We start from the raw sequence: 25,870 nt of genomic DNA, 5'->3' as shown, positions 1-25,870 counted from the left end.
TTTGACCGTTGCGCAAAAGAAATAGATTGCCATTTCAGATTGCCGGCGCAGAAATATCGACCACAACGAAAAACAAATCGGGAGGTCGTCATGCGTTTGGAAGGCGGATGCTATTGCGGCGAAGTGCGCTACGTGGCCGAAGGCGATCCGATGATGCAGGCCCAGTGTCATTGCCGCGAGTGCCAGTACATCTCGGGCGGCGCGCCCAACACCTTCATCGCAATGCCGGTGGCCGGCTTCAGCTACATCACCGGGCAGCCCAAGCAGTTCACGCGCAAGGATCTCGAACGCGCCGTCACGCGCGAATTCTGCGCCGAATGCGGCACCCATCTGGTGACCAAGGTTCCGGGACTGCCAGCGGCGATCCTGAAGGTCGGCACCCTGGACGAGCCAAAGCAGTTCCATCCGCAGATGGCGATCTACACCTGCGACAAGCAGGAGTTCCATGCGATCCCCGCGGGGATGGCGACGTTCGAGAAATTGCCGGGGCACTAGGCGCGCCCATATCCGGAAACTCGTCATGCCCGGGCTTGTCCCGCCTGCGCGGCCGAAGCCCGCTTCGGCGAGGCGAAGGCCCGGGCATGAACGTTCTTGGGTACGGTAGAATGCGCCGGGGATGGCCGGGACAGGCCCGGCCATGACGGGACCCAGGCCCGCCATGCGTCCGCTGTATCCGGCCTCATTATTCCCGCTCCGGACGGGCCGGACCTCAAATCCAGGTCACGGAAATGACTCTTGATGGCGCGGAAAGCCGATGGTTAATCGCGTCTTAACCTCGCCCTATCTATGGTGAAGTGAACCGCTTCCCGCCGGCGCCTTGGTGCGACCGGCTGTTCCAAGAGTGCTGGCGTCCAGAATGGCTATAACCGCTTCATCCCGTGCGCCGCAGGACAGTGGAAGCTCCGATAGCGAACGCTCGCCCTTCGTCCGGCTGAACGAGCTGCTGGCACCCCATCAGCCGGGTAAGCCCTTGATTACGCTTGCCGTCGGCGAGCCCCAGCATCCCGTGCCTGACTTCGTCGGCCCGGTGCTGGCCAAGCACATCGCCGATTTCGGCCGTTACCCCGCGAACAAGGGCACCGACCCGTTTCGCACAGCAGCGGGTGCCTGGCTGTCGTCGCGCTTCAAGCTGCCGCGGCCGCTCGACCCCGAGAACGAGATTCTCGTCCTCAATGGCAGCCGCGAGGGGCTGTTCCTCGCCGCGATCGCGGCCGCGCGCTATGTCGGCCCGCGCCCCGGGAAGCCCGCCATCCTGATGCCGAACCCGTTCTATCCGGTCTATGGCGCCGGCGCCCGCGCCGCGGCCTGCGAGCCGGTCTACCTGCCGACCACCGTGGAAAACGGCTTCCTGCCCGATCTCGATGCCATCGACGAAGCGACGCTGGCGCGCACGGTGGCGTTCTATCTGGCCTCGCCCGCCAATCCGCAGGGCTCGGTCGCCAAGCCCGACTATTTCAGACGGTTGAAGCAGCTCGCCGACCGCTACGGCTTCGTGATCCTCAGCGACGAGTGCTATTCCGAGATCTACACCCGCGAGGCCCCAGGGAGCGCGCTCGAATGCGCCGGCCCTGATTTCACCCGCGTGGTTGCGTTCCAGTCGCTGTCGAAACGCTCCAACCTGCCGGGCCTACGCGTCGGTTTCGCTGCCGGCGACAAGCGATTCATCGGTATGTTCCTCGAGCTGCGCAACATCGCGGCGCCGCAGGTGCCGGTGCCGCTCCAGCATGTCGCGACCGTTGCTTACGGCGACGAGGCGCATGTCGAGGAGAACCGCAGGCTCTACCGGATCAAGTTCGATCTCGCCGACCAGATCATCGGCGATCGTTACGGCTATCGCCGGCCTGACGCGGGCTTCTGCGTCTGGCTCAACACGTCCGCGCTCGGCGACGACGTGTCGATCACACTCAGGCTCTTCAAGGAAGCAGGCGTACGCGTGGTGCCCGGCAGCTATCTGGCGCGGCTCCAGCCCGACGGCTTCAATCCGGGCGCAGGTTTCATTCGCCTCGCGCTGGTGCAGGATGGCGAGACCACGGCGCAGGCGCTGCACCGCCTGGTCGAGACTCTGGGTTAGGCGGGGCCCATGAGCATGTCGGCAATCGAACGTGTCATTCCACTGGTCGGCCATCTGCCACCTTCGATCCGCGAGGGGCTGGCGCGGCGTATGCGCGAGCTCACCGGTTTCGGCCTGATTGCATTGTCCGGCGTCGCCTCGGCCGCGCTGATGACCTGGTCGGTCCAGGATCCAAGCCTCAGCCACGCGACCTCACGGCCGATCCGCAACATTCTCGGCTATGCCGGCGCGATTGGCGCCGACCTTGCGATGCAGATCCTAGGGCTCGGCGCGATCATGCTGGTCCTGACGGTCGCGGTCTGGGGCTGGCGCATGATGACCCATCGCCCGTTCGACCGCGAGGCGCTGCGGCTCGGTTCCTGGATTCTCTGCACCGTGATCGCTGCGGGCTTTGCCAGCTGCTGGCCGCATGGCGGCGCCTGGCCGCTGCCGACCGGCCTCGGCGGCGTGGTCGGCGATGCGCTCGTACGCGCGCCCGCGGTGATTTTCGGACCGGCGGGCACGATCTATCGCATGGTGCTGGGCACGATCCTGTTCGCCGCGATGGGCGCGACCTTCCTGATCGCCTGCGGCCTCGGCGCGCGCGCGCACGACGACGAGTTCGCGGAGATCGAGGACGACGACAAGCCGCTCGACGAAGACGAGGAGAGCGATCGCGGCTCGGTGTCGCTGGGGTGGCTGTTCCACGCATTGATGAGCACGAAGGCGCGGCTGATCTGGCTGCTCGGCACCGCTTACCGCTCGCTGGTCTCGAGCGGACCGAAGACCAAAGCCGTTGCGTTCAGCCGCCAGGAGCCGAATCTCGGCGCCGGCCGCGCCGCGCCGTCGATCTCGCCGCAGTCCGAAGACGAGATTGACGAGGACGAGCACGAAGAAGAGGAAGACGAGGAGGAGGAGGAAGAGCAGGAGCCCGCCGCGCGCGCCCCGCGCAAGAAGGCTGCACCGAAGGCCGCTTCCAAGAAATCCTCCGACAAGTTCGAGCTTCCGTCCGTGTCCGTGCTGGCCGCGCCCAAGGCGGGCGATCGCCAGCCGCTCAGCAAGGCTGAGCTGGAAGCCAATTCGCGTTCGCTCGAAGGCGTGCTGCAGGATTTCGGCGTGCGCGGCGAGATCGTGAAAGCCAATCCGGGTCCCGTGGTCACACTGTACGAGCTGGAGCCGGCGCCCGGCATCAAGTCATCGCGCGTGATCGGTCTCGCCGACGATATCGCCCGTTCGATGAGCGCGCTGTCGGCACGCGTCGCCGTCGTACCCGGCCGTAACGCCATCGGCATCGAGCTACCGAATGCGCATCGCGAAAAGGTCTATCTGCGCGAGCTGCTGGTCGCCAAGGAGACTGTCGATTCGGTTGCGAAGCTGCCGCTCTGCCTCGGCAAGACCATCGGTGGCGACCCCGTGATCATCGACCTCGCGCGCACGCCGCACATGCTGATCGCCGGCACCACCGGGTCCGGCAAGTCGGTCGCCATCAACACCATGATCCTCAGCCTGGTCTACCGGCTGCGCCCGGACCAGTGCCGCCTGATCATGGTCGATCCGAAGATGCTCGAACTCTCCGTCTATGACGGCATTCCCCATCTGCTCACGCCTGTTGTGACCGACCCGAAGAAGGCGGTGGTCGCGCTGAAATGGGCCGTGCGCGAGATGGAAGAGCGCTACAAGAACATGGCCAAGCTCGGTGTGCGCAACATCGACGGCTACAATACGCGCCTGCTCGAATTGAAAGCCAAGGGCGAGGAACCGACGCGCACGGTGCACACCGGCTTCGACAAGGAAACCGGCAAGGCGATCTACGAGGAAGAGAAGCTCTCGCTCGACCCGCTGCCCTACATCGTCATCATCGTCGACGAAATGGCCGACCTGATGATGGTCGCCGGCAAGGACATCGAAGGCGCGGTGCAGCGTCTCGCGCAGATGGCGCGCGCCGCCGGCCTGCATGTGATCCTCGCGACGCAACGCCCGTCGGTCGACGTCATCACCGGCACCATCAAGGCGAACTTCCCGACCCGCATCGCCTTCCAGGTGACGTCCAAGATCGACAGCCGCACCATCCTGGGCGAGATGGGCGCCGAGCAGCTGCTCGGGCAGGGTGACATGCTCTACATGGCGGGCGGCGGCCGCATCAGCCGCGTGCACGGACCTTTCGCATCGGACGAGGAAGTCGAGAAGGTGGTGCGGCACCTCAAGACGCAGGGCCAGCCCGAATACCTCGAGGCCGTCACGGCCGAAGAGCCGACCGAGGACGAGGACGGTGGCGCCGTGTTCGACGCCAGCGGCATGGGCGCGGATGGCGGCGGCGATCTCTTCCAACAGGCCGTGGCCATCGTCAAACGCGACCGCAAGGCCTCGACCAGCTACATCCAGCGCCGGCTCCAGATCGGCTATAACCGTGCCGCGTCCTTGATGGAGCGCATGGAACTCGAGGGCATCGTCGGACCCGCCAACCACGCCGGAAAGCGCGAGATTCTGGTCGAGGAAGAAGACAGCCATATGTGAGGCGAGCCGCCTCTGAACATAATTTCACGCAAAATCGATATCTGCAGTAGCGAAATCACGCTAAAAGGGCGCCCAGCCACACAGGACGACGCGTTGATCAGACATCCGGACATTCGATTCGCTGCCACCATCGCTGCGCGAAGCGCGCGCATGGCCGGTGTGCTTCTCGTCACCGCCGCGATGGTGACCGCGGCGTCGTTCGCGCAGACCGTGCCTGTGCCGAAGCCCGCGCCGAAGGGCCGCGATGGCGGTTCGGCCGGTGGGCCCGCCGTCACCGGCGCGACCCAGACGCCGCCGAACCCGGTCATCCCGGATCCGCGCCGCAACGTGCCGACCAGCATCTTCCAGACCTTCGACGCCAACCAGAAGGCGCAGGCGGCCAAGGTCAGCGCCTATCTGTCCTCGCTGTCGACGCTGGTAGGAAATTTCGTCCAGGTCGGCCCCGACGGCAGCAAGACGCAGGGCGATTTCTACATCCAGAAGCCCGGCAAGGTGCGCTTCGAATATGACGCGCCAAGCCCGATCGACATCGTCGCCGACGGATCGTCGCTGGTGGTGCGCGACCGCAAGCTGGCGACCCAGGACGTCTATCCGCTGTCGCAGACGCCGCTGCGCTTCCTGCTGTCCGATCGCATCGACCTGATGAAGGACACCAACGTCGTCAACGTCTCGGCTGATGACGTCTTCGTCAGCGTCACCATCGAGGAGAAGCAGGCGCTGGTCGGCACCAGCCGCCTCCTGCTGATGTTCGGCGCCAAGGACGGCCAGTTGAAGCAGTGGACCGTCACCGACCCGCAGGGCTACGACACCACGATCGCGGTCTACAATCTCGATGCGGGCAAGAAGCTCGATCCTGCCATGTTCAAGATCGATTTCACCAATTACGGCCCATCGCCGGGTTGAAAGCTCTACTGCCGTAGGGTGGGCAAAGGCGCATTAGCGCCGTGCCCACCATCTCTCCTTGCGGCAGGCATGGTGGCACGCTTCGCTTTGCCCACCCTACGAGGGCTTGCTACGAACCTTGCACCCACCCCCTAAAAGACGTGGGCACGGCGCTTTGCGCCTTTGCCCACCCTACGAGAGCTTGCTAAGACGCGTTCCTCATGCGTCTTTCCCTGACAACCTGGAACATCAACTCGGTGCGGCTTCGCATCGACCTGGTCGCGAAGTTTCTCAAGAGCGCGCGGCCGGACGTGCTGTGCCTCCAGGAGACCAAGTGCATCGACGATGCCTTTCCGCTGAAGCGTTTCAAGCGGCTCGGCTATGAGCATGTCGCGCTGAACGGGCAGAAGGGCTATCACGGCGTCGCCATCGTCTCGAAGATCCCGTTCGAATCGAAAGACATCCGCACCTTCTGCGACAAGGTGGATTCGCGCCACATCTCGGTCTCGTTCGGCGAGAAGGCCAGCATCGCAAAGCCGCTGGTGCTGCATAATTTCTACGTGCCCGCCGGCGGCGACATTCCCGATCCCGCGCTGAACGAGAAATTCGACCACAAGCTTCGCTTCCTCGACGAGATGAAGGCCTGCGAGCCGCTGCATCCGCGCGGGGAGGATCGCCACATCCTGGTCGGCGATCTCAACGTCGCGCCGCACGAGAACGACGTCTGGTCGCACAAGCAGCTTCTGAAAGTGGTTTCGCATACACCTGTGGAGACCGAGAAGCTGCAAGCCGCGCTGGCAGCCGGTGAGTGGGTCGACGTCGCGCGCGAGCGTTTTCCGATGTCGGAGAAGGTCTATACGTGGTGGAGTTATCGCTCCGCCGACTGGACCGTCGGTGATCGCGGCCGCAGGCTCGACCACATCTGGGTCTCGCGCGCATTGAAGGACGCGGTCAGCGATTTCAAGATCCTGCGCGACGCGCGGAGCTGGGAGCGCCCGTCGGACCACGTGCCGGTGACGGTGACACTGGAGGTTTGACGGCGCCGTCCGGGCTACGACGACGTCAGCTTCGCGCCCGCCATCAGGATATCGCTCGCGATCTGGCTGGAGCGCACCGCGAATTCGTCACGCAGGCGCACCGCAGCCGCGGGGTCACTCTCGAGCACGCGTTGAAACAGACTGCGGGCGACGCGGATGACGGAGGCGTGCTCCAGCGCGACCGCGCTCGACGGCCGCTTCATCGGCACCACCAGCGCGAGCTCGCCGATCAGCGCGCCGGGACCTGCGATCATCTCCGCGCCGGCGCCGTCGTCGACCCGAAAGGCGCCGCGTTGAACCACGTATCCGGCATCGGCTTCGTCGCCGAGATTGAACAGGACGTCGCCGCGGACGAAATTACGCTGCTCGGAGCCGATCGCCAGCATGCGCAACGACGCGTCTCCCAACAAGCGCAGTGTCGGGACACGCTCGAGAAGCGCTACGTCGTCGTCGATTGACATTTAGGTCCGGGGCTCAAAGGGCATGCGATCTAAAACGATTCGCACGCCCCTAAAGCGTATCACGGCACCAGCTTGTAGCCACCGGCTTCCGTGACCAGGATCTCCGGATTGGCGGCGTCCTTCTCGATCTTCTGGCGGAGGCGGTAGATGTGGGTTTCCAGCGTGTGGGTGGTGACGCCGGAATTATAGCCCCAGACCTCCTGGAGCAGGGTCTCGCGCGAGACCGGCATCTGGCCGGCCCGGTAGAGGAAGCGGAGGATGGCGGTTTCCTTCTCGGTGAGCCGGACCTTGCGGGCATTGGCCGCGGTCAGCATCTTCGAGCCCGGGCGGAAGGAGTAGGGGCCGACCGAGAACACCGCGTCCTCGCTCGCCTCGTGCTGGCGGAGCTGGGCGCGGATGCGGGCCAGCAGTACGGCGAAACGGAAGGGTTTTGCGACGTAGTCGTTGGCGCCGGATTCCAGCCCCAAAATCGTGTCGGAATCGGTGTCATGCCCGGTGAGCATGATGATCGGCGCCTTGAAGCCGCCCTTGCGCAAGGAACGAACCACCTCGCGGCCATCTGTGTCGGGCAGGCCGACATCCATCAGGACGAGATCGGGGGCATTGGCCTTCGCGGCGCTCGCGCCCTTGGCCCCGGTATCGACGGCGGAGGCCTCAAATTCTTCGTGCAGCGATAATTGCTCCACCAACGTATCGCGCAGATCGGTATCGTCATCCACGATGAGGATCTTGCGGGCATTGGCCATAGGGGGTCATCCTTTTGGAGTCCGGCTCGGCGCGCATGCATGCTGCACCCAGCCGCGAGGGAAAGTTAGGGGGGTCGCCGTTATTATTGTTGTTCGTGTTGAAGTAGTGGGCTGTTACCGATTCACAAGCCAGAAGCACTCTAACTCAAAATCTCAGGCCGTTTTGATGAATGTCCTGTAATGAATTCGACATCGCACGTTCACATGAAAAACAAAGCGAATTCAGCTAGTTACCCAAGGAATCGAAGCTCCGGACCGCTTCGAGCGATCCGCGTTAAACCTGCTGCCGGGAATCCGCGCCGGGGCTGGCTGACGGCCGGCGCGCTGACGATCCCGGTGGCGCTGGGGCGGGGCGGAATCCTGGCAAACAAGCGCGAGGGCGATGGCGGCACCCCGCGGGGCAGCTTCCGTCCCAGGCAATTGTGGTGGCGGGGCGACCGCCACAGCCGTCCGCGGACCTTTCTTCTGGCCCGGACCATCGGCAACACGGACGCTTGGTGCGAGGACGCCGGAGATCGCCACTACAATCAGGCGATCCGGCTCGGACCGGAGCAGGGCGGTGACCGTCTCAAGCGGACCGACCATCTCTATGACTTCATCATCGAAATCGACCACAACACCAGACCGCGCATCGCCGGCCGCGGCAGTGCGGTGTTTTTGCATCTGGCGCGCGACAATTTCGGGCCGACCGCAGGCTGCGTCTCGATGACCAAAGCGGCGATGCTGCAATTGCTGCGGCGACTGGGACCAAGAACAAGAATCATCATCGGGTGAGGGCACATGCTCGACAAGGATCAGATCGCCGCCGCATCGCAGGTCCTGGTCAAACATTGGCGCGACGGCACCAAGTTTGACGCGCTGGAGCCGCGGTTGCGGCCGCAGAGCCGCGCTGATGGCTATGCCATCCAGGCCGTCCTCGAAAACCAATCGCTTGGAAAGCTGTTCGGTTGGAAGATCGCGGCGACAAGCGAGGCCGGACAGAAGCACATCAACGTCGCGGGACCGCTGGCCGGCCGCATCATGAGCGACACCGTGATCGCCGACGGCGGCACGGCGTCGATGAAGGGCAACGAGATGCGCGTCGGCGAACCGGAATTCGCCTTCGTCATGGGCCGCGATCTGTCGCCGCGCGCGACGCCGTACAGTGTCGACGACGTGCTCGCCACCGTCGACACCTTGCATCCCGCGATCGAGATTCCCGACTCGCGCTTTGGCGATTTCGCCAGCGCCGGCGAGGCGCAGCTCATCGCCGACAATGCCTGCGCACATCTGTTCGTGCTGGGCGCAGCGACGACTGCGAACTGGCGCGCCATGGATCTCGTCGAGGAGCGGCCGCAGATCACGCTGCGCGGCCAGCGCTATCTCGGCCACGGCAAGAACGTGCTCGGCGATCCCCGTGTTGCCTTGGCCTGGCTTGCCAACGAGCTGCGCGGGCTCGGCATCACCTTGCGGGCAGGGGAGGTGGTGACGACAGGCACGTGCCATCCGCCGCTGCCGATCCAGGCCGGCGATCATTTCACGGTGGATTTCGGCGTACTGGGGCAGGTGTCGGTGGGGTTTGCGTAACCACCGCCGTCGTTGCGAGTGCTGCCGGCTTCACCGGTGCCCGAAGATCGCGCTCCCGACGCGCACATGGGTGGCGCCGAGCATGATCGCGGTGGCGAAATCCGCGCTCATGCCCATCGAGAGATTCTTCAATCCATTGCGCGCCGCGATCTTGGCGGTCAGCGCGAAATGCGCCGCCGGCGGCTCGTCGACCGGCGGGATGCACATCAGCCCGGAGATCGTCAGCCCATAGCTGTCGCGGCAGCTCGCTATGAAGGCATCGGCCTCGCCGGGAGCGATGCCGGCCTTCTGCGGCTCCTCGCCGATGTTGATCTGGACGAACAGTTCGGGGTGCCTGTTCTGGGATTCGATTTCCTTGGCTAACGCCTGGCAAATGCTCGGGCGGTCGACCGAATGGATGGCATCGAACAGCGCCACCGCCTCCTTCGCCTTGTTGGACTGCAGCGGCCCGATCAGATGCAGCGCGATGCCGGAATAGGCGGACGTTAACGCCGGCCACTTGCCTTTGGCCTCCTGCATCCGATTTTCGCCGAATACGCGCTGTCCGGCGTCGATGACCGGGATAATTGCATCCGCGGCGAACGTCTTGGACACCGCGATCAGCGTCACGGAGGCGCGATCGCGCCGCGCTTCCTTGCAGGCGCGGACAATTTCGGCTTCGACCGCAGCGAGCGCGTTTGGTGAATGGCCGGTTACCGGCGTGGCGTTGGTTTCGGTCATGACGTCGGTTCGGACTGGATTGTTGCGGAGCTAGTTCTAATTTTACCGAGTTCAAGAAAGAGTTTTTGAACCCTTCGCTTTACCTTGGCCGATGGGGTGGGCAGCGAAGATGGCAAACGTCAGTTTCAACCGCAAACGAGTGAAACTCAAGCAGGTTCTCGGAATCCGGGCACGGCTTGCGTTGCTCGCGGTGATTCTGGTGACGCCCTTGATGTTCGAGCGCATCCGTTCGCTCGAGGACACGCGCGCGCGGCAGATCGCGCAGGCCGCGACCGAATTCACCACCATTGCAAGACACAGCGCCGATGCGCAGCGCGAAGTGATCTCGTCGGTCGAAACCATCCTGAAATCTGAAGCCTTCATCCGCGCCTCCGCCGGCGGCATCAGCAAGAGCTGCGACGTGCTGCGCGCGAGCCTGCCGTCGAACCTTCCCTGGATCCGCACGCTGTTGATCGCCGGCCAGGACGGACGCATCCAGTGCGCCACCAACAACATGTATGTCGGCCTCGACCTCAGCGACCGGCCTTACTTCCAGCAGGCGCAGGAAACCGGCCGCTTCGTGCTGAGCGACTTCATCCTGTCGCGGCCCGTGCCGTCGCCGACCGTCATGGCGGTTTATCCGGTGTCGGCCTTCAGCGGTGTGGCGGATGCCGTCGTGCTCGCCACCGTGAACCTCGACTGGATGTCGAAGGTCATGAGCAATCTCGGCGGCCGTGCCGGCATCACTGCCGTGCTGGTCGACAGCGCCGGCACCGTGCTCGCCGCGCCGGCTGACCAGCACAGCGCAATCGGCCGTCCGCTCGACAACATGCCGCTGATGTCGGCGATCGCCGACAGGGCGCTGCGTTCGGACCAGGACGAGGGCTCACTCTCCTTCCTCGCCGCCGACGGCTCCCGCCGCGCGGTGAGCTATATCCGCATCGCCGGCACTAACGCCCGCCTGATTGCCAGCATCGACGAGGACAAGGTGTCCGCGGCGGTCAGCCGCGACATCCGCACCGCCTATCTCCAGCTCGCGTTCGTCGTCCTGTTCGTCCTGCTCGGCGCGCTGATCGCCGCCGAGAAGCTCGTGATCAAGCCGATCGAGATGCTGGCCGACATGGCCAAACGCCTCGGCGAGGGCGACCTCTCGGCCCGCGCCGCACGCAACCGTCTGCCGGCCGAGTTCGTGCCGCTGGCCCGCGCCTTCAACGCGATGGCCGCGCAGCTCAGCCAGCGCGAGCGCGAGCTGATCGCGAGCAACGACCGCCTCACCGTGATGGCCTCGATCGACATGCTGTCGGGGCTGGCCAATCGCCGCGGCTTCCAGAGCCGGCTCGACTTCGAATGGATGCGCGCGCAGCAATATGACAGCGAGCTTGCGCTGCTGATGATCGACGTCGACCACTTCAAGCTGTTCAACGACACCTATGGCCATCTCGAAGGCGATTCCTGCCTGACCCGGCTCGGCGAATCGTTGTCCGGCATCGCCGCCGACACGATGGGCTTTGCGGCCCGCTATGGCGGCGAGGAGTTCTGCCTGCTGCTGCCGAACACCGACGTGAACCGCGCCGTCGAGATCGGCGAACAGGTGCGCGCGGCGGTGCTGAAGCTGTGCCTGCCGCACATCACCTCCGCCCACATGATCGTCACCGTCTCGATCGGCGTTGCCGCAACGAAGCCGAACGAGACGCTGCGCCCCGGCGATCTCATCGAAGCTGCCGACGCCGCGCTCTACGCCGCAAAACACCGCGGCCGCAACAATGTCATGGAGCACGGCATCCAGGTGATCGAGAACGGCGCGGCCGCCATGATGCTGGCGGCGAGCGCCTAGCCTGCAGCCGCGGCGCGATCGAGCTCGACCTCCGTCACCACGCGATTGCGGCCGCCGCCCTTGGCGAGATAGAGCGCGCGGTCGCAGCGCTCGATGAGATCGGTGATCGTCTCGCCCGCACGATACTGCGCTACGCCGATCGACACGCTGATGCCGGGCAGCGTCTCCCCGGTCGAGCGGCGCGTGATCGTGCATTCGGCGATCGCGCGCCTGATGCTCTCGGCGATCTCGGCGCAAGTGGCGAGATCGGCATCCGGCAGCACGGCGATCAGCTCCTCGCCGCCATAGCGGGCCGACAGATCCTGCTCGCGAACTTTTTCGCGCAGCACTTTCGCAATCAGGCGCAGCACCTGGTCGCCGACACCATGGCCGAAATTGTCGTTGAAGGTCTTGAAGTGGTCGATGTCGAGCATCAGCACGCCGAGCGGCTCGCCCCAATCCGCGGTCGTCTGTGCCTTGCGCAGGAATTCATCGAGCGCCCGCCGGTTCGCCAGCCCCGTCAGCGTATCGGTCCGGGCGCGCTCCTCGGACTTGGAGAGCGAGTCGCGGATCACGTCGAGCTCGCGGGTCTTTTCCGCAAAGCCGGCCTCCAGCCGGGTCGCCCTCGTGGCGGCCCGCGCCAGCTCATTCATGAGCTGGGCGACCAGCGCCTTCGGATCGACACCAGCCCTGCCCTGATCGGCGACCTCGCTGATCGCCTGCATCTGGGAACGATTGTCGGCCATGGCCGTCGCCAGAAACTCCTTCGCCGCCCCCATGAGGGCATGCAGCCGATCGGACGTCTCGGAGGCGACGGCGCCCGCCCGGGGCGCGACATAGGTCTCGAACAGATCCTGGTTGGTCCTGGCGTCGAAGGGACGGTTGTGGTCGATCAGGAGATCGATGGCATTGCGCAGGTCGTCATGGCTGCCTGCGAAATAGTGGAACCAGACGGCAAAATTGGTCGGCGTCGGCGGAATCCGCTGCTCGGCCATGCTCCGCACCGCCCGTCCGGCGAGGGACGCGGCATAGTCGTAATCGAGATCGTCGAAGCCTGATTCCATCGCCTGGCGGGGTGCTGTTGGCGGCCAACCTCGCACCGACCCCTTAATCCGATCCCAATGGGCCGTCCGTACTTTAGCGGAGCAGCCTTGCGGGGGGCCGCCGCCAGCGGCAACCCATTGACCCCCTAAGGACTTCTATGGCCTAGTCCGCCGTCTTTAGACGGCCGAATCCACGAAAACCCAACGATTCCATGACCTCCGAACGCTACAACGCCCGCGACGCCGAACCGCGCTGGCAAGCCGCCTGGGACCAGCAGGCGATCTTCGTCTCCAAGAACGACGACTCGCGGCCGAAATACTACGTGCTGGAGATGTTCCCCTACCCGTCCGGGCGCATCCATATCGGCCATGTCCGCAACTACACGCTCGGCGACGTGCTGGCCCGCTTCATGCGCGCCAAGGGGTTCAACGTGCTGCACCCGATGGGCTGGGACGCCTTCGGCCTGCCGGCCGAGAACGCCGCCATCGAGCGCAAGGTCGCGCCGAAGGCCTGGACCTACGACAACATCGCCGCGATGAAGAAACAGCTCCGCTCGATCGGGCTGTCGCTGGACTGGTCGCGCGAATTCGCGACCTGCGACCCCAGCTACTACAAGCATCAGCAGAAGATGTTTTTGGACATGCTCGCCGCCGGCCTCGCCGAGCGCGAGAAGCGCAAGCTCAACTGGGATCCGGTCGACATGACCGTGCTCGCCAACGAGCAGGTGATCGATGGCCGCGGCTGGCGCTCGGGTGCCGTTGTCGAACAACGGGAAATGAGCCAGTGGGTCTTCAAGATCACGAAGTACTCGCAGGAACTGCTGTCCGCGCTGGATGGGCTCGACCGCTGGCCCGACAAGGTGCGGCTGATGCAGCGCAACTGGATCGGCCGCTCCGAGGGCCTGCTGGTCCGCTTCGCACTGGATCAGGCGACGACGCCCGCCGGCGAGAGCGAGCTGAAGATCTTTACGACACGCCCGGACACCCTGTTCGGCGCCAAATTCATGGCGATCTCGTCGGATCATCCGCTGGCGCAGGCAGCCGCCGCGAAGAACCCGAAGCTTGCCCAGTTCATCGCCGACATCAAGAAGATCGGCACCGCGCAAGAGATCATCGACACCGCGGAAAAGCAGGGTTTTGACACCGGGATCCGCGCGGTGCACCCGTTCGATCCGAGCTGGAAGCTGCCGGTCTATGTCGCGAACTTCGTGCTGATGGAATACGGCACCGGCGCGATCTTCGGCTGCCCCGCGCACGACCAGCGCGACCTCGACTTCGTCAACAAGTACAATCTCGGCAACATTCCGGTGGTGTGCCCCGAGGGCCAGGATCCGAAGACGTTCGTCATCACCGATACCGCCTATGACGGTGACGGCCGCATGATCAATTCTCGCTTCCTCGACGGCATGACCATCGAGCAGGCCAAGGACGAGGTCGCAAAGCGGCTGGAAGGCGAACTGCGCGGCAACGCGCCGGTTGGCGAGCGTCAGATCAATTTCCGCCTGCGCGACTGGGGTATTTCACGGCAGCGTTATTGGGGCTGCCCGATTCCGGTCATCCATTGTCCAAAGTGCGATGTGGTGCCGGTGCCGGACGCCGACCTGCCGGTGACGCTGCCTGATGACGCGACCTTTGACAGACCGGGCAACGCGCTCGATCATCACCCGACCTGGAAGCACGTCACCTGCCCCAAATGCGGCGGCAAGGCCCAGCGCGAAACCGACACCATGGACACCTTCGTGGATTCGTCCTGGTATTTTGCGCGCTTCACCGATCCCTGGAACGAGAACGCACCGACGACGCCAGCCGTCGCCAACCGGATGCTGCCGGTCGACCAGTATATCGGCGGCGTCGAGCACGCGATCCTGCATCTGCTCTACAGCCGCTTCTTCACCCGCGCGATGAAGGCGACCGGGCACATTGCGCTGGACGAGCCGTTCGCCGGCATGTTCACGCAGGGCATGGTGGTGCACGAGACCTACCAGAAGGCCGACGGCACCTATGTGCAGCCGGCCGAGGTGAAGATCGAGGTCGGCGGCAACGGCCGGCGCGCGACGCTGCTGACGTCAGGCGAAGACATCCAGATCGGTCCGATCGAGAAGATGTCGAAGTCGAAGAAGAACACGGTCGACCCCGACGACATCATCGAGACCTACGGTGCCGACGTCGCCCGCTGGTTCATGCTGTCGGACTCCCCGCCCGACCGCGACGTGATCTGGAGCGACGAGCGCGTCCAGGGTGCCTCGCGCTTCGTGCAGCGGCTGTGGCGGCTGGTGAACGATGCAGTGGAGCTCGGCCAGGCCGCGCCGGCAGATCGTCCGGGCTCGTTCGGCCCGGATGCGACCGCCTTGCGCAAGGCCGCCCATGGTGCGCTGGACAAGGTCACCACCGGCATCGAGCGGCTGCACTTCAATGTCTGCCTCGCCCATATCCGCGAATTCGCCAATGCGTTTTCGGAGGTGCTCCAGCGCCCCGGCCAGCCCACAGCTGACCTCGCCTGGGCGGTCCGGGAGGCCAGCCAGATCCTGGTTCAGCTGTTCTCCCCGATGATGCCGCATCTGGCCGAGGAGTGTTGGCAGGTTCTGGGCCATAGCGGGCTGGTTTCCGAGGCCGATTGGCCCCAAATCGAACGCGATTTGCTGGTTGAAGACGCCGTGACCCTGGTGGTCCAGGTCAATGGCAAGAAGCGGGGTGAGGTCACAGTTGCAACAGTGGCCCAGAATCCGGAAATCGAGGCTGCCGTTTTGGCCCTCGATGCGGTAAAACTGGCCCTGGACGGCAAGCCCGTCCGCAAGGTGATCATCGTCCCCAAGAGGATCGTGAATGTTGTCGGCTAGGATCCGGATCGCTGCCCGCTTGCTGGCGGTCGCCGCATTGGCGGCGCTGACGGCTGGCTGCTTCCAGCCGATGTATGCCGAGCGTGGTGACGGCACCCCCGGCCTGCGCGAGAAGCTGATGGGGGTCGACCTTCCGCCGATCAACAAGGCCAATGCCTCCCGCGAGGCCCGTGTCGGCGTCGAGGTCCGCAACGCCCTGGCCTTCAAGCTCTACGGCACGGCCACGGGCATGCCGCCGACCCATCGCCTGGAGATTCGCTTCGCGAGCAGCAAAACGTCGCTGATCGTCGATCCCAATACCGGCCTGCCGAACAGTGAAAACTACGGCATCGACGCCCAGTACAATTTGATCGAGGTCGTCAGCGGCAAGTCGGTCATGACCGGCACGACGTTCGCGCGCGTGTCCTATGACATGCCCGGCTCCTACCAGCGCTTTGCCCGCAACCGGGCCCTTCGCGATGCCGAGGATCGTGCCGCCAACGAGATCGCCGAGAACATCAACACTCGCCTCGCCTCGTTCTTCATCGCCGGCACTTAAGTCATCCCCGTCATTCCGGAGCGCCCGCAGGGCGGATCCGGAATCCAGAGATTATTGATCGAGATTCTCAGGTGCGCAATTGCGCGCCGTAGTTCGCGCTTCGTGCGCCCTGGAATGACAGTTGGGCCCAATGGTCGCGCTGCGCGGAAAAGAGATCGACGCCTTCCTCGCCCGTCCTGACGGGGGCCGACCGATCATCCTGCTCTACGGTCCCGATGCGGGCCTCGTGCGCGAGCGCGCCGATGCGCTGATTGCCTCGGCCGTCGACGACCCCAACGATCCCTTCTCGCTCGTCAAGCTCGACGGCGACGAACTCTCCGCCGAGCCGTCGCGGCTCGTCGATGAAGCCATGACGGTGCCGTTGTTCGGCGGCCGCCGCGCCATCCGCGTCCGCGCCGGCTCGCGCAGCTTTGCCAGCGGTATCGATACGCTGGCGGAGATGGGCGTGAAGGATTGCCGTATCGTGATCGAAGCCGGCGAGCTGCGCCCGGAATCGCCACTGCGCAAAGCCTGCGAGCGCGCCAAGACGGCCGTGGCGATCGGCTGCTATCCCGACACCGAGCGCGACCTTGCCAAGCTGATGGACGACGAGCTCCGCATCGCCAATCTGCGCATCGCGCAGGATGCCCGCGCGGCGCTGATGTCATTCCTCGGCGGCGACCGCCAGGCCTCGCGCAATGAGCTGCGCAAGCTGACGCTCTATGCGCATGGCAAAGGCGAGATCACGCTGGACGACGTGATGTCCGTCGTTGCCGATGCGTCCGAGCTGAAACTCGACCCCATCGTCGACGGTGCCTTCGCCGGCCGGCCCGACATCGTCGAGACGGAATTTGCAAAGGCCATGATCGCCGGCACCTATCCCGGCGTGATCATCTCCGCCGCGCAGCGCCAGGCCGCGTGGCTGCACAAATCTGCGCTCGCGATCGCCGACGGCCAGCCTGCCTCCGCGGTGCTCGAGGGCGGCTATCCGCGCCTGCATTTTTCGCGAAAGCCCGCGGTGGAAACGGCGCTGCGCAATTTCAGCGTGGCGCGGCTCGCCGCAATCATCGAGCAGCTCGCGACCGCCGCGCTCGACACCCGCAAGCAATCCACTCTCGCCGCCGCCATCGCCCAGCGCACGCTGATGGCCATCGCCGCAAACGCGAAGCGCCGGGGCTGAGGCACCGCTCTCTCGACGTCATTGCGAGGAGCGCAAGCGACGAAGCAATCCAGAGTCCCTCCGCGGAAAGATTCTGGATTGCTTCGCTTCGCTCGCAATGACGATGTGGAAACAGATGCGCCCGCAATGACGGAACGAAGCGCCGACTCCTCGTCCTGAGAAGGCCCGCGCCCGCGCCCTTCGAGACGCCGCTTCGCGGCTCCTCAGGGTGAGGGAGACAGACTGTGAATGACGTCTACAGCGCGCCCTTCGCGAGCCGCCTCATCACCTCGTCGAGCTGATCGAGGTTACGATAGTTGATCTGGACGGAGCCGCCGGGGTCGCGGTGATTGACCGTGACCTTGAGGCCAAGCGCATCGCTGACGCGCTTTTCGAGATCGATCGTGTCGGGGTCTTTTTCCTTGCCCCCGGTGCTGCGCGCCTTCTGCGGCTTGCGCTCCGGCACACCCTCTTCGTGCGCGAGGGCTTCGGCCTGGCGGACGTTGAGGCCTTCCGCGACGATGCGCCTGGCTGATGCGAGCGGATCGGGCACGCCGATCAGCGCGCGGGCGTGGCCGGCGGTCAGCTCGCCGCTCGTGATCAAGGCCTGCACTTCGGCCGGCAGTTTCGTCAGCCGCATCATGTTGGCGATGTGGCTGCGGCTCTTGCCGACGACCTTTGCGATGTCGTCCTGGCTGCGTTTGAACTCGTTTGCGAGCGCGTGATAGCCGAGCGCCTCTTCCATCGGGTTGAGGTCTTCGCGCTGCACGTTCTCGACGATCGCGAACTCCAGCGCATCGCTGTCGCTGATGTCGACCGGCACGATCGGCACTTCGTGCAGGCCGGCCATCTGCGATGCGCGCCAGCGCCGTTCGCCGGCGATGATCTCGAAGCGATCCTGCGCGCCCTTCACCGGACGCACGACGATCGGTTGGATCACGCCGTGCTGCTTGATCGAATCAGAGAGCTCCTTGAGCTCCGTTTCCGAAAAGGCGCGGCGCGGGTTGCGCGGATTGGGCTTGATGAATTCGATCGGCACCTTGCGCTGCGCGCGCGGACGATCGACATGCTGAGCCTCGCCGCCGACATCACCGATCAGACTCGCAAGACCCCGGCCCAGTCGCGAACGCGCTTCGTCGGCCATCGCCAGCTCCCTTGGATTCACGGTGCAACACTCCAGAACTGAATTATCGTAGGGTGGGCAAAGCGAAGCGTGCCCACCAGTTGTGTGCAGAAGGTGGTGGGCACGGCGAAGACGCCTTTGCCCACCCTACGGCAGCGTCAATGCGTGGTGCGCAGCTCGCGCTCGCGCTGGATCACTTCGGTGGCGAGCCGCAGATACGCTTCGCTGCCGACGCATTTGAGATCGTAGACCAGGACCGGCTTGCCGTAGGACGGCGCTTCCGAGATGCGCACGTTGCGCGGGATCATGGTCTTGTAGACCTTCTCGCCCATGAACTGACGGACGTCGGCGACGACCTGGTTCGAGAGGTTGTTGCGCGAGTCGAACATGGTCAGCACGATGCCGTGGATCGACAGGTTCGGATTGAGCGTCGAGCGCACCTGCTCCACCGTCTGGAGCAATTGCGACAGACCTTCGAGCGCGAAGAACTCGCACTGGAGCGGCACCAGGATCGCATCGGAGGCCGCCATCGCATTCACCGTGAGCAGGTTAAGCGAGGGCGGGCAGTCGATCAGCACATAGGTGTAATCGGCGTCCGGCGAGACGTTGTTGTTGAGCGCGCCGATGGCGTCACGCAGCTTGAACGCGCGGCCGGGCGTGGTGCCGAGCTCGAGCTCGAGGCCGGAGAGATCCATGGTCGAGGGCGCGATGTGCAGCCGCGGCACCGCGGTCGAGACCACCGCCTCGCGCAGAGCGGCTTCGCCGATCAGCACGTCATAGGTCGAGCAGGAGCGGTTGCGGCGATCGATGCCGAGGCCGGTCGAGGCGTTGCCCTGCGGATCGAGATCGACGATCAGGACGCGCTCGCCGATCGCAGCGAGTGCCGTGCCAAGATTGATCGCCGTGGTTGTTTTTCCCACGCCGCCCTTCTGATTCGCCAGCGCCAGGATGCGCGGGTGGCCTTGCGGCACTTCGCCGGTCTGTTGCTGCTGCGGTTCGTCAATCACGCTCATCGCAAATTCCCCACTCGACCCCTGAACGCGTCAGCCGCGCTGCTCGACGGACGTCAGCTCGACGATCCAACCGTCGCCGGTACGGCTTTGGTGAAGCTGCGGCTGAATATTCCAATATTTAGCGGCTTCGGTCAATTCAGCCTCTACATCTTGACCCTTCGGAAACAGCGCTTTTGCACCTTGGCGCATCAGCGGCTCCGCAAAGCCGATGAGTTGATGTAGCGGAGCCAGCGCACGCGCGGTGACGCAATCCACGGGGCCGGTGATTCTATCCACATTATCCCCGATCTCCGCGAGATGTACGAGCCCCGGCGATGCGGTGACGCGAACTGCTTCGCGCAGAAAGGCCGCCTTCTTGGCGATTCGCTCGACGAGATGGACGCTGGCGCCAGGCGTCCCGGCCATGGCACAGGCGAGGACGATTCCGGGAAAGCCGCCGCCGCTGCCGAGGTCGGCCCAGCGTTTCGCGGAAGGGGCGAGATCGACGAGCTGGAGCGAGTCGGCGATGTGCCGGGTCCAGAGCTGCGGCAGGGTCGAGGGCGCGACCAGATTGGTCTTGGCCTGCCACTCCCGGAGCAGCGCGATGTAGCGGTCGAGTCGCTCCTCGGTTTCACGTGAAACGGGGGCGAGCCTGAGGGCCGCGAGCTTGTCCGCGGCGATGATGGAGTCCAGCGACCGATCGTTGGCGCTGGCCTTGTCGATCTTCGGTTTGATCGGCGTCGGCTCGGATCGACGGCTCGCGCCCTCACCTGCCGCTGGTCTCCCTGATGACGATCTGCCGCCCGGCCCGCGCTGTTTCACGTGAAACGCCTATGCGATCGCCTTTGAGGTCTTCCGTGCCTCGCGCCGGAGGTAGGCCGCGAGGATGCCGAGCGCCGCCGGCGTCATTCCATCGATCCGGCCAGCCTGGCCGACGGTGAACGGCCGCGCCTTCTCAAGCTTGGCCCGCACTTCATTGGAAAGACCGGGGACCTGCTGGTAATCGACGTCCGACAGCACCATCCCCTCGTCTCGCCTGAAAGCTTCGACGTCGGCGCTCTGGCGCTCGAGATAGACGTCGTACTTCGCGTCGATCTCCAGATGGGTGGCAATGACCGGGTCGATCGCCGACAGCTCCGGCCAGATGGTCCGGACCTGGCTCCAGCCGATGTCCGGATAGGCCATCAACTCGAACGCCGAACGACGCTGGCCGTCCCGGTTCAGGGACAGGCCGTGCTTGATCGCCTCGTTCGGGGTGATGGTCAGGGACTTCGACAGCGCCCTGGCCGCATTCAGGGCGTCCATCTTGGCGCGGTGATGCTGCGTCCGGGCGCTCCCGACGCATCCGAGCGCAATCCCCTTCTCGGTGAGGCGCTGATCGGCATTGTCGGCGCGCAGGGTCAGCCGGTACTCGGCGCGCGAGGTGAACATCCGATAGGGTTCGCTGATCCCGCGGGTGACGAGGTCGTCGATCATCACGCCAAGATAGCCATCCGCACGGTCGAACACGGTTAGCGCGGCGCCGCTCGCGGCCAAAGCCGCGTTCAGGCCGGCCACGATACCCTGCCCGGCAGCTTCTTCGTATCCGGTGGTGCCGTTGATTTGCCCAGCCAGGAAGAGACCACGCAGACGCTTAGTCTGGAGGGTCGGATCGAGCTCGCGGGGATCGATGTGGTCGTATTCGATGGCGTAGCCCGGACGGACCATCTTCACTTGCTCCAGGCCAGGAATGCTGGCGAGGATCGCGAGCTGGACCTCCTCGGGCAGCGAGGTCGAGATGCCGTTGGGATAGACGGTGCTATCGTCGAGCCCCTCGGGCTCCAGGAAGACCTGATGGCCGTCGCGGTCGCCAAAGCGGACGATCTTGTCCTCGATCGAGGGACAGTAGCGCGGTCCGGAGCTCTTGATCTGGCCGGAGTACATCGGCGAGCGATGGACGTTCGCGCGGATCACCTCATGGGTCGCGGAGGTCGTCCGGGTGATCCCGCACTGGATCTGCGGGGTCGTGATCCGCTCCGTCATCACCGAGAACGGCTCAGGAGGCTCGTCACCGGGCTGCATCTCGACCCCTGACCAGTCGATCGTGGTGCCATCCAGACGCGGCGGAGTGCCGGTCTTGAGCCGTCCAAGGGTGAAGCCTGCCCGCTCAAAGGAGCTCGAAAGACCCATCGCCGGGGCTTCGCCGACCCGTCCGGCGGGCCAGTTCTTCTCGCCGAGATGGATCAGACCGCGGAGGAAGGTGCCGGTGGTGACGACGACGGCCCCTGCCCGAAGCTCGCGGCCGTCCGCCAGGCGTAGTCCGGTGACCCGGCCCTCGACCACGATCAACTCGTCCGCCTCGCCCTCGATGACGGAAAGACCTTCGGTGTCCCGGATCGCGGCCTGCATGGCTGCAGCATAGAGCTTCCGGTCGGCCTGAGCCCGGGGGCCCCGGACAGCCGGTCCCTTGCGGCGATTGAGGACGCGGAACTGGATGCCGCCGGCATCGCCGACCCGGCCCATCAGGCCATCGAGCGCATCGACCTCGCGGACCAGATGGCCCTTGCCGAGACCACCAATGGCGGGATTGCAGGACATCGCGCCGACCGTGGAGAAACGGTGCGTCACCAGAGCGGTCGTCGCACCCATCCTGGCGGAAGCAGCCGCGGCTTCACAGCCGGCGTGGCCGCCGCCAATGACGATGACGTCGAAACTCTCTCGCTCTGTTCGCATGGGCCGACTTCTATCTCAGAGGTGGAGAAGCCGGAAGTAGAAACTGGGTGAGGCGGTTGTTTCACGTGAAACGGGGCGGCAGGAGGCGATGCGCATTTTCGCGAAAACAACCCCATGCACAGTAGAACCGGAACTGAGCGGACTGCTGTTTCACGTGAAACAGGATGGGTCTAACCGGGCGAGAACTCCTGGCGAGATCTCGCACGGCTCTGGACGGGGGAAGAGAGGGCACAAGCGATCGGCCTACTCCGTCATTGCGAGCGGAGCGAAGCAATCCAGAATCCCTCCGTGGAGGCCGTCTGGATTGCTTCGCCGCAAGGGCTCCTCGCAATGACGAGCTTGGGGGACGGCCACCGGCCACGACCTTCACTGCCCTTCAGGCGATCAGACCGTGCGCACGAAGACTGAGACCGAGGCGGGCCACTCGCCCCGCTGTTTCACGTGAAACAGGCCGGAGCCTGCAAGCACGCGCTCCGCGTGAAACGGACCGGAACCCATCCCGCTGCTGCTTCACGTGAAACGCTAGGAGCGGGACAGGCTTGTAGCCCGGATGGAGCGCAGCGAAATCCGGAAAGGTGTTCCGGCTGCGGAGCCGTCCCGGATTGCGCTTCGCTTCATCCGGGCTACGAAACTGCAAGCACCTGTTCCATGTGAAACGGCCCGGAACCCATCCCATTGCCGCTTCACGTGAAACGCAAGGACTGGAACAAGCGCTAGTTCTACAATGAAGAACTAGTCCTACTTTCCGATGCAGAATTTCTGGAAGATGGCCCCGAGGACGTCCTCGACGTCGACCCGGCCCAACAGGCGACCCAAGGCATAGGCCGCTGCACGCAGCTCTTCGGCGGCAAGCTCTTCGCCGTCTTCTACAAGCTCCAGGCTCCGGCGCAAGCTGTCTGATGCCCGGCGCAACAGATCTCGCTGGCGGGCGCGGGTCACCAATGCGCCCTCGGTGGTCCCGAAAAACTCGGCGGCGAATTTCACGAGCGCGTCGATCAGGTCGGGAACGCCGTCCCCCCGGCTCGCCGAGATCCCGAACTCGCCGCGCGGCCCGACCTCCCCCGCCTCGCCCAGATCGATCTTGTTGCGGACGATCCAGACCGAGCCGCTCGATTGATCACGCCCGGGGCCGGACTTCACCAGCGATTGCATCCCGCCCGGATCGACGGCGCGGCCATCCTCCACCAGCCACAGCACGAGGTCGGCGGCGTCGGCTCGCGCTCGCGCTCGGCGCACGCCTTCCTGCTCCACGGGATCGTCGGTCTCCCGGATGCCAGCCGTGTCGATCACCGTGACCGGATAGCCGTCGAGATCGAGCTGCACCTCGATTACGTCGCGGGTGGTGCCGGCATAGGGCGAGACAATCGCGACCTCGCGGCGCGCGAGCTGATTGATCAGCGTCGACTTTCCGACATTCGGCTCGCCGGCGATCGCGACCACCAGGCCGTCGCGCAGGCGTTCAGAATGTCCCTGTGCTGCAATCACTTTTGTGATTTCGTCATGCAGCGCTTTGATCGCTTTCATCGCCGGCGCCCTCAGCTCGGCCGGCACATCGCCCTCGTCGGAAAAATCGATGCCCGCCTCGATCAGCGCCGACGCCTCGATGATGCGCTCGCGCCAGTCGCGCGCGCGATCGCCGAGCAGGCCCTGCAACTGGCGCAGTGCCTGGCGGCGCTGACGATCGGTATCGGCATGGATGAGATCGTCGAGACCTTCGGCTTCGGTGAGATCGAGCTTGCCGTTCTCGAAGGCGCGCCGCGTGAATTCGCCGGGCTCGGCCGCGCGCGTATTCGGAATAAAAGAAATCGCGGAGAGGAGTGCCGCGAGCACCGCGCGGCCGCCATGGACGTGAAATTCGGCGACGTCCTCGCCGGTCGCGCTGGCCGGCCCGGGAAACCAGAGCACGACCGCGTCGTCGATCGCCTGGCCCGCGCCATCGCGGAGCAGCCGGCGGCTGGCCTGTCTCGGCGCCGGCTGCCTCCCCGCCAGCGTCGTGAGCGCGAGCCCCGCTTGCGATCCGGAGACCCGCACCACGGCGATCGCGCTCGGCGCACGGCCGGACGACAGCGCAAAGATGGTCTGGTCTCGCGGATGCATGGCCTATTTGTCCGGCTGGCGGGGAAAAGGCAAACGGCCCGTTCTCGCGATGCTGACGCCCCCTTTTGCTGCGCTCTGGCCCGCAGCAACGGTTCTATTGCGATGCAACATAAGGCGCAGCATTTTGCTGCAGAGGCAGCCTCGCCCAAGCACCAAATGGTCAGCCAGCGTCAAGCATTACGTAAAGATATCAACAACTTCCGGAACAGCCGGATTTTCCTTTCGTCCCATCGCCATGCTGCATTTCTTCCGCAGCAAAGCCGCACAAAAGAAAAAGGGCGCCCGAAGGCGCCCTCTGATCTCATGCTGCATCGCACTCAGGTGTTCATCGAGTCGAAGAACTCTGAATTGCTCTTGGTCGAGCGCAGCTTGTCGAGCAGGAAGTCGATCCCATCCATGGTGCCCATCGGGTTCAGGATGCGGCGGAGCACGTACATTTTCTTGAGCACCTGCGGATCGGTGATGAGCTCCTCCTTGCGGGTGCCGGAGCGCGAGATGTCGATCGCCGGGAAGGTGCGCTTGTCCGAGACCTTGCGGTCCAGGATCAGTTCGGAGTTACCGGTGCCCTTGAACTCTTCGAAGATGACTTCGTCCATGCGGCTGCCAGTATCGACCAGCGCGGTTGCAATGATCGTCAGCGAGCCGCCCTCCTCGATATTGCGGGCGGCACCAAAGAAGCGCTTCGGGCGCTGGAGCGCGTTGGCGTCGACACCACCGGTCAAGACCTTGCCGGATGACGGCACCACGGTGTTGTAGGCGCGGCCCAGGCGCGTGATCGAATCGAGCAGGATGACGACGTCGCGGCCATGCTCGACCAGACGTTTTGCTTTTTCGATCACCATCTCGGCGACCTGGACGTGACGAACCGCCGGCTCGTCGAAGGTCGACGAAACGACCTCGCCCTTCACCGAGCGCTGCATGTCCGTGACTTCTTCCGGACGTTCGTCGATCAGCAGCACGATCAGATAGCATTCGGGGTGATTGTGCGCGATCGAATGCGCGATGTTCTGCATCAGCACGGTTTTACCCGTGCGCGGCGGCGCGACGATCAGCGCGCGCTGGCCCTTGCCGATCGGCGCGACGATGTCGATCACCCTTGCAGAAAGGTCTTTCCGCGTCGGATCGTCGATTTCCATGCGGAAGCGCTGATTCGGAAACAGCGGCGTGAGGTTGTCGAAATTGACCTTGTGCTTGGCCTTTTCCGGGTCCTCGAAATTGAGTGTGTTGACCTTCAGCAGCGCGAAATAGCGCTCGCCCTCTTTCGGGCTGCGAATGTGGCCTTCGATGGTGTCGCCGGTGCGCAGACCGAAGCGGCGGATCTGCGAGGGCGAAACGTAGATGTCGTCCGGTCCCGGCAGATAATTGGCGTCCGGCGAGCGGAGGAATCCGAAGCCGTCGGAGAGCACCTCGACGACGCCCTCGCCAACGATGTCGGTTTCAGCAATCGCGAGCTGCTTGAGGATGGCGAACAGCAGCTCCTGCTTGCGCATGGTGCTGGCATTCTCGACCCCATTCTCTTCCGCGAACGAGACAAGCTCGGCCGGCGTCTTCGACTTGAGGTCCTGGAGTTTAATTTCCCGCATTGGGGTGGTCCTGTGGGGTAACCTTGGGAGGGGGTGCGA

The 25,870-nt window shown here is 64.7% G+C and carries 21 protein-coding genes; 11 read left to right on the top strand and 10 right to left on the bottom strand.

All coding sequences use genetic code 11. The features are described from left to right. Positions 1 to 90 precede the first annotated feature (90 nt). The 5 genes from AB7290_RS01265 (at position 91) to xth (ending at position 6,483) form a co-directional block, all read left to right on the top strand. On the top strand, positions 91 to 495 hold the full coding sequence (locus AB7290_RS01265; protein WP_028158682.1) for a GFA family protein: 405 nt from the start codon (positions 91 to 93) through the stop codon (positions 493 to 495). A 361-nt stretch (positions 496 to 856) separates the two neighbouring features. Next, entirely contained in the window at positions 857 to 2,071 is a 1,215-nt protein-coding gene (locus AB7290_RS01260) for an aminotransferase class I/II-fold pyridoxal phosphate-dependent enzyme (RefSeq protein ID WP_063980292.1), read from the top strand. Between the two features lie 9 nt (positions 2,072 to 2,080). Further along, positions 2,081 to 4,564 (top strand): DNA translocase FtsK, encoded by a 2,484-nt coding sequence (locus tag AB7290_RS01255; protein WP_085403073.1) that lies wholly within the window; start codon positions 2,081 to 2,083, stop codon positions 4,562 to 4,564. Positions 4,565 to 4,714: 150 nt separating this feature from the next. After that, on the top strand, positions 4,715 to 5,467 hold the full coding sequence (locus AB7290_RS01250; RefSeq protein WP_063980290.1) for an outer membrane lipoprotein carrier protein LolA: 753 nt from the start codon (positions 4,715 to 4,717) through the stop codon (positions 5,465 to 5,467). Between the two features lie 200 nt (positions 5,468 to 5,667). Beyond that, positions 5,668 to 6,483: an exodeoxyribonuclease III gene (xth, locus tag AB7290_RS01245; RefSeq protein ID WP_014490778.1), complete on the top strand. Its 816-nt coding sequence runs from the start codon at positions 5,668 to 5,670 to the stop codon at positions 6,481 to 6,483. Between the two features lie 14 nt (positions 6,484 to 6,497). On the opposite strand, the gene AB7290_RS01240 is transcribed toward xth, so the two are convergent. Then, positions 6,498 to 6,944, bottom strand: a complete 447-nt coding sequence (locus AB7290_RS01240) for a cyclic nucleotide-binding domain-containing protein (protein WP_071908749.1) — start codon at positions 6,942 to 6,944, stop codon at positions 6,498 to 6,500. A 59-nt stretch (positions 6,945 to 7,003) separates the two neighbouring features. After that, positions 7,004 to 7,690, bottom strand: coding sequence for a response regulator transcription factor (locus AB7290_RS01235; protein ID WP_007598630.1), 687 nt, complete (start codon positions 7,688 to 7,690; stop codon positions 7,004 to 7,006). A 204-nt stretch (positions 7,691 to 7,894) separates the two neighbouring features. On the opposite strand from AB7290_RS01235, the gene AB7290_RS01230 reads away from it, so the two are divergent. After that, a complete protein-coding gene (locus tag AB7290_RS01230; RefSeq protein WP_441254504.1) occupies positions 7,895 to 8,464 on the top strand; it encodes a L,D-transpeptidase family protein in 570 nt (189 codons plus the stop codon). 6 nt (positions 8,465 to 8,470) lie between these two features. Then, positions 8,471 to 9,256 carry a 2-keto-4-pentenoate hydratase gene (locus AB7290_RS01225; protein WP_085403077.1) on the top strand — a complete coding sequence of 262 codons (786 nt, stop codon included), beginning with the start codon at positions 8,471 to 8,473 and terminating at the stop codon, positions 9,254 to 9,256. 30 nt (positions 9,257 to 9,286) lie between these two features. On the opposite strand, the gene AB7290_RS01220 is transcribed toward AB7290_RS01225, so the two are convergent. After that, on the bottom strand, positions 9,287 to 9,976 hold the full coding sequence (locus tag AB7290_RS01220; RefSeq protein WP_085403079.1) for a YggS family pyridoxal phosphate-dependent enzyme: 690 nt from the start codon (positions 9,974 to 9,976) through the stop codon (positions 9,287 to 9,289). 109 nt (positions 9,977 to 10,085) lie between these two features. On the opposite strand from AB7290_RS01220, the gene AB7290_RS01215 reads away from it, so the two are divergent. After that, positions 10,086 to 11,789 carry a diguanylate cyclase domain-containing protein gene (locus AB7290_RS01215; RefSeq protein WP_085403080.1) on the top strand — a complete coding sequence of 568 codons (1,704 nt, stop codon included), beginning with the start codon at positions 10,086 to 10,088 and terminating at the stop codon, positions 11,787 to 11,789. On the opposite strand, the gene AB7290_RS01210 is transcribed toward AB7290_RS01215, so the two are convergent. Further along, entirely contained in the window at positions 11,786 to 12,832 is a 1,047-nt protein-coding gene (locus tag AB7290_RS01210) for a GGDEF domain-containing protein (protein ID WP_201266218.1), read from the bottom strand. The two genes, AB7290_RS01215 and AB7290_RS01210, sit on opposite strands and share 4 nt — an antisense overlap. 191 nt (positions 12,833 to 13,023) lie before the next feature. Between AB7290_RS01210 and leuS the strand changes: the two genes are divergently transcribed. From leuS to holA, 3 genes are all read left to right on the top strand, one after another. Continuing rightward, positions 13,024 to 15,648: a leucine--tRNA ligase gene (gene leuS / locus AB7290_RS01205; protein WP_085403082.1), complete on the top strand. Its 2,625-nt coding sequence runs from the start codon at positions 13,024 to 13,026 to the stop codon at positions 15,646 to 15,648. Then, positions 15,635 to 16,186 (top strand): LPS assembly lipoprotein LptE, encoded by a 552-nt coding sequence (gene lptE, locus AB7290_RS01200; protein ID WP_028150179.1) that lies wholly within the window; start codon positions 15,635 to 15,637, stop codon positions 16,184 to 16,186. The genes leuS and lptE overlap by 14 nt, the downstream gene beginning before the upstream one ends. Before the next feature lie 130 nt (positions 16,187 to 16,316). Continuing rightward, complete coding sequence (holA, locus tag AB7290_RS01195) at positions 16,317 to 17,345, top strand: DNA polymerase III subunit delta (protein WP_071908756.1); 1,029 nt, start codon at positions 16,317 to 16,319, stop codon at positions 17,343 to 17,345. A 235-nt stretch (positions 17,346 to 17,580) separates the two neighbouring features. On the opposite strand, the gene AB7290_RS01190 is transcribed toward holA, so the two are convergent. The 6 genes from AB7290_RS01190 to rho all read right to left on the bottom strand — a co-directional run bounded on the left by AB7290_RS01190 (position 17,581) and on the right by rho (position 25,831). Beyond that, entirely contained in the window at positions 17,581 to 18,468 is an 888-nt protein-coding gene (locus AB7290_RS01190; RefSeq protein ID WP_085403084.1) for a ParB/RepB/Spo0J family partition protein, read from the bottom strand. A gap of 137 nt (positions 18,469 to 18,605) precedes the next feature. Then, complete coding sequence (locus AB7290_RS01185; RefSeq protein WP_071908759.1) at positions 18,606 to 19,460, bottom strand: ParA family protein; 855 nt, start codon at positions 19,458 to 19,460, stop codon at positions 18,606 to 18,608. 30 nt (positions 19,461 to 19,490) lie between these two features. Further along, positions 19,491 to 20,261, bottom strand: a complete 771-nt coding sequence (rsmG, locus tag AB7290_RS01180; RefSeq protein ID WP_085403085.1) for a 16S rRNA (guanine(527)-N(7))-methyltransferase RsmG — start codon at positions 20,259 to 20,261, stop codon at positions 19,491 to 19,493. Positions 20,262 to 20,270: 9 nt separating this feature from the next. Next, positions 20,271 to 22,151: a tRNA uridine-5-carboxymethylaminomethyl(34) synthesis enzyme MnmG gene (gene mnmG, locus AB7290_RS01175; RefSeq protein ID WP_085403087.1), complete on the bottom strand. Its 1,881-nt coding sequence runs from the start codon at positions 22,149 to 22,151 to the stop codon at positions 20,271 to 20,273. Positions 22,152 to 22,889: 738 nt separating this feature from the next. After that, positions 22,890 to 24,248: a tRNA uridine-5-carboxymethylaminomethyl(34) synthesis GTPase MnmE gene (gene mnmE / locus AB7290_RS01170; RefSeq protein ID WP_085403091.1), complete on the bottom strand. Its 1,359-nt coding sequence runs from the start codon at positions 24,246 to 24,248 to the stop codon at positions 22,890 to 22,892. A 317-nt stretch (positions 24,249 to 24,565) separates the two neighbouring features. Beyond that, positions 24,566 to 25,831, bottom strand: coding sequence for a transcription termination factor Rho (rho, locus tag AB7290_RS01165; protein ID WP_045004625.1), 1,266 nt, complete (start codon positions 25,829 to 25,831; stop codon positions 24,566 to 24,568). Positions 25,832 to 25,870: the final 39 nt, after the last annotated feature.

Origin of the sequence: Bradyrhizobium sp. 613_E4_N2_2 (assembly GCF_052075995.1) — a bacterium.
In the GTDB taxonomy this organism is placed as follows: domain Bacteria; phylum Pseudomonadota; class Alphaproteobacteria; order Rhizobiales; family Xanthobacteraceae; genus Bradyrhizobium; species Bradyrhizobium barranii.
Note: the sequence above shows the minus strand (reverse complement) of the source record. Positions and strands in the feature narration are given on the sequence as shown.

Coding starts and splice junctions, on each gene's coding strand:
- AB7290_RS01265 (WP_028158682.1), top strand. CDS start 91: ATGCGTTTGGAAGGCGGATGCTATTGCGGCGAAGTGCGCTACGTGGCC.
- AB7290_RS01260 (WP_063980292.1), top strand. CDS start 857: ATGGCTATAACCGCTTCATCCCGTGCGCCGCAGGACAGTGGAAGCTCC.
- AB7290_RS01255 (WP_085403073.1), top strand. CDS start 2,081: ATGAGCATGTCGGCAATCGAACGTGTCATTCCACTGGTCGGCCATCTG.
- AB7290_RS01250 (WP_063980290.1), top strand. CDS start 4,715: ATGGCCGGTGTGCTTCTCGTCACCGCCGCGATGGTGACCGCGGCGTCG.
- xth (WP_014490778.1), top strand. CDS start 5,668: ATGCGTCTTTCCCTGACAACCTGGAACATCAACTCGGTGCGGCTTCGC.
- AB7290_RS01240 (WP_071908749.1), bottom strand. CDS start 6,944: ATGTCAATCGACGACGACGTAGCGCTTCTCGAGCGTGTCCCGACACTG.
- AB7290_RS01235 (WP_007598630.1), bottom strand. CDS start 7,690: ATGGCCAATGCCCGCAAGATCCTCATCGTGGATGACGATACCGATCTG.
- AB7290_RS01230 (WP_441254504.1), top strand. CDS start 7,895: ATGAAAAACAAAGCGAATTCAGCTAGTTACCCAAGGAATCGAAGCTCC.
- AB7290_RS01225 (WP_085403077.1), top strand. CDS start 8,471: ATGCTCGACAAGGATCAGATCGCCGCCGCATCGCAGGTCCTGGTCAAA.
- AB7290_RS01220 (WP_085403079.1), bottom strand. CDS start 9,976: ATGACCGAAACCAACGCCACGCCGGTAACCGGCCATTCACCAAACGCG.
- AB7290_RS01215 (WP_085403080.1), top strand. CDS start 10,086: ATGGCAAACGTCAGTTTCAACCGCAAACGAGTGAAACTCAAGCAGGTT.
- AB7290_RS01210 (WP_201266218.1), bottom strand. CDS start 12,832: ATGGAATCAGGCTTCGACGATCTCGATTACGACTATGCCGCGTCCCTC.
- leuS (WP_085403082.1), top strand. CDS start 13,024: ATGACCTCCGAACGCTACAACGCCCGCGACGCCGAACCGCGCTGGCAA.
- lptE (WP_028150179.1), top strand. CDS start 15,635: ATGTTGTCGGCTAGGATCCGGATCGCTGCCCGCTTGCTGGCGGTCGCC.
- holA (WP_071908756.1), top strand. CDS start 16,317: ATGGTCGCGCTGCGCGGAAAAGAGATCGACGCCTTCCTCGCCCGTCCT.
- AB7290_RS01190 (WP_085403084.1), bottom strand. CDS start 18,468: ATGGCCGACGAAGCGCGTTCGCGACTGGGCCGGGGTCTTGCGAGTCTG.
- AB7290_RS01185 (WP_071908759.1), bottom strand. CDS start 19,460: ATGAGCGTGATTGACGAACCGCAGCAGCAACAGACCGGCGAAGTGCCG.
- mnmG (WP_085403087.1), bottom strand. CDS start 22,151: ATGCGAACAGAGCGAGAGAGTTTCGACGTCATCGTCATTGGCGGCGGC.
- mnmE (WP_085403091.1), bottom strand. CDS start 24,248: ATGCATCCGCGAGACCAGACCATCTTTGCGCTGTCGTCCGGCCGTGCG.
- rho (WP_045004625.1), bottom strand. CDS start 25,831: ATGCGGGAAATTAAACTCCAGGACCTCAAGTCGAAGACGCCGGCCGAG.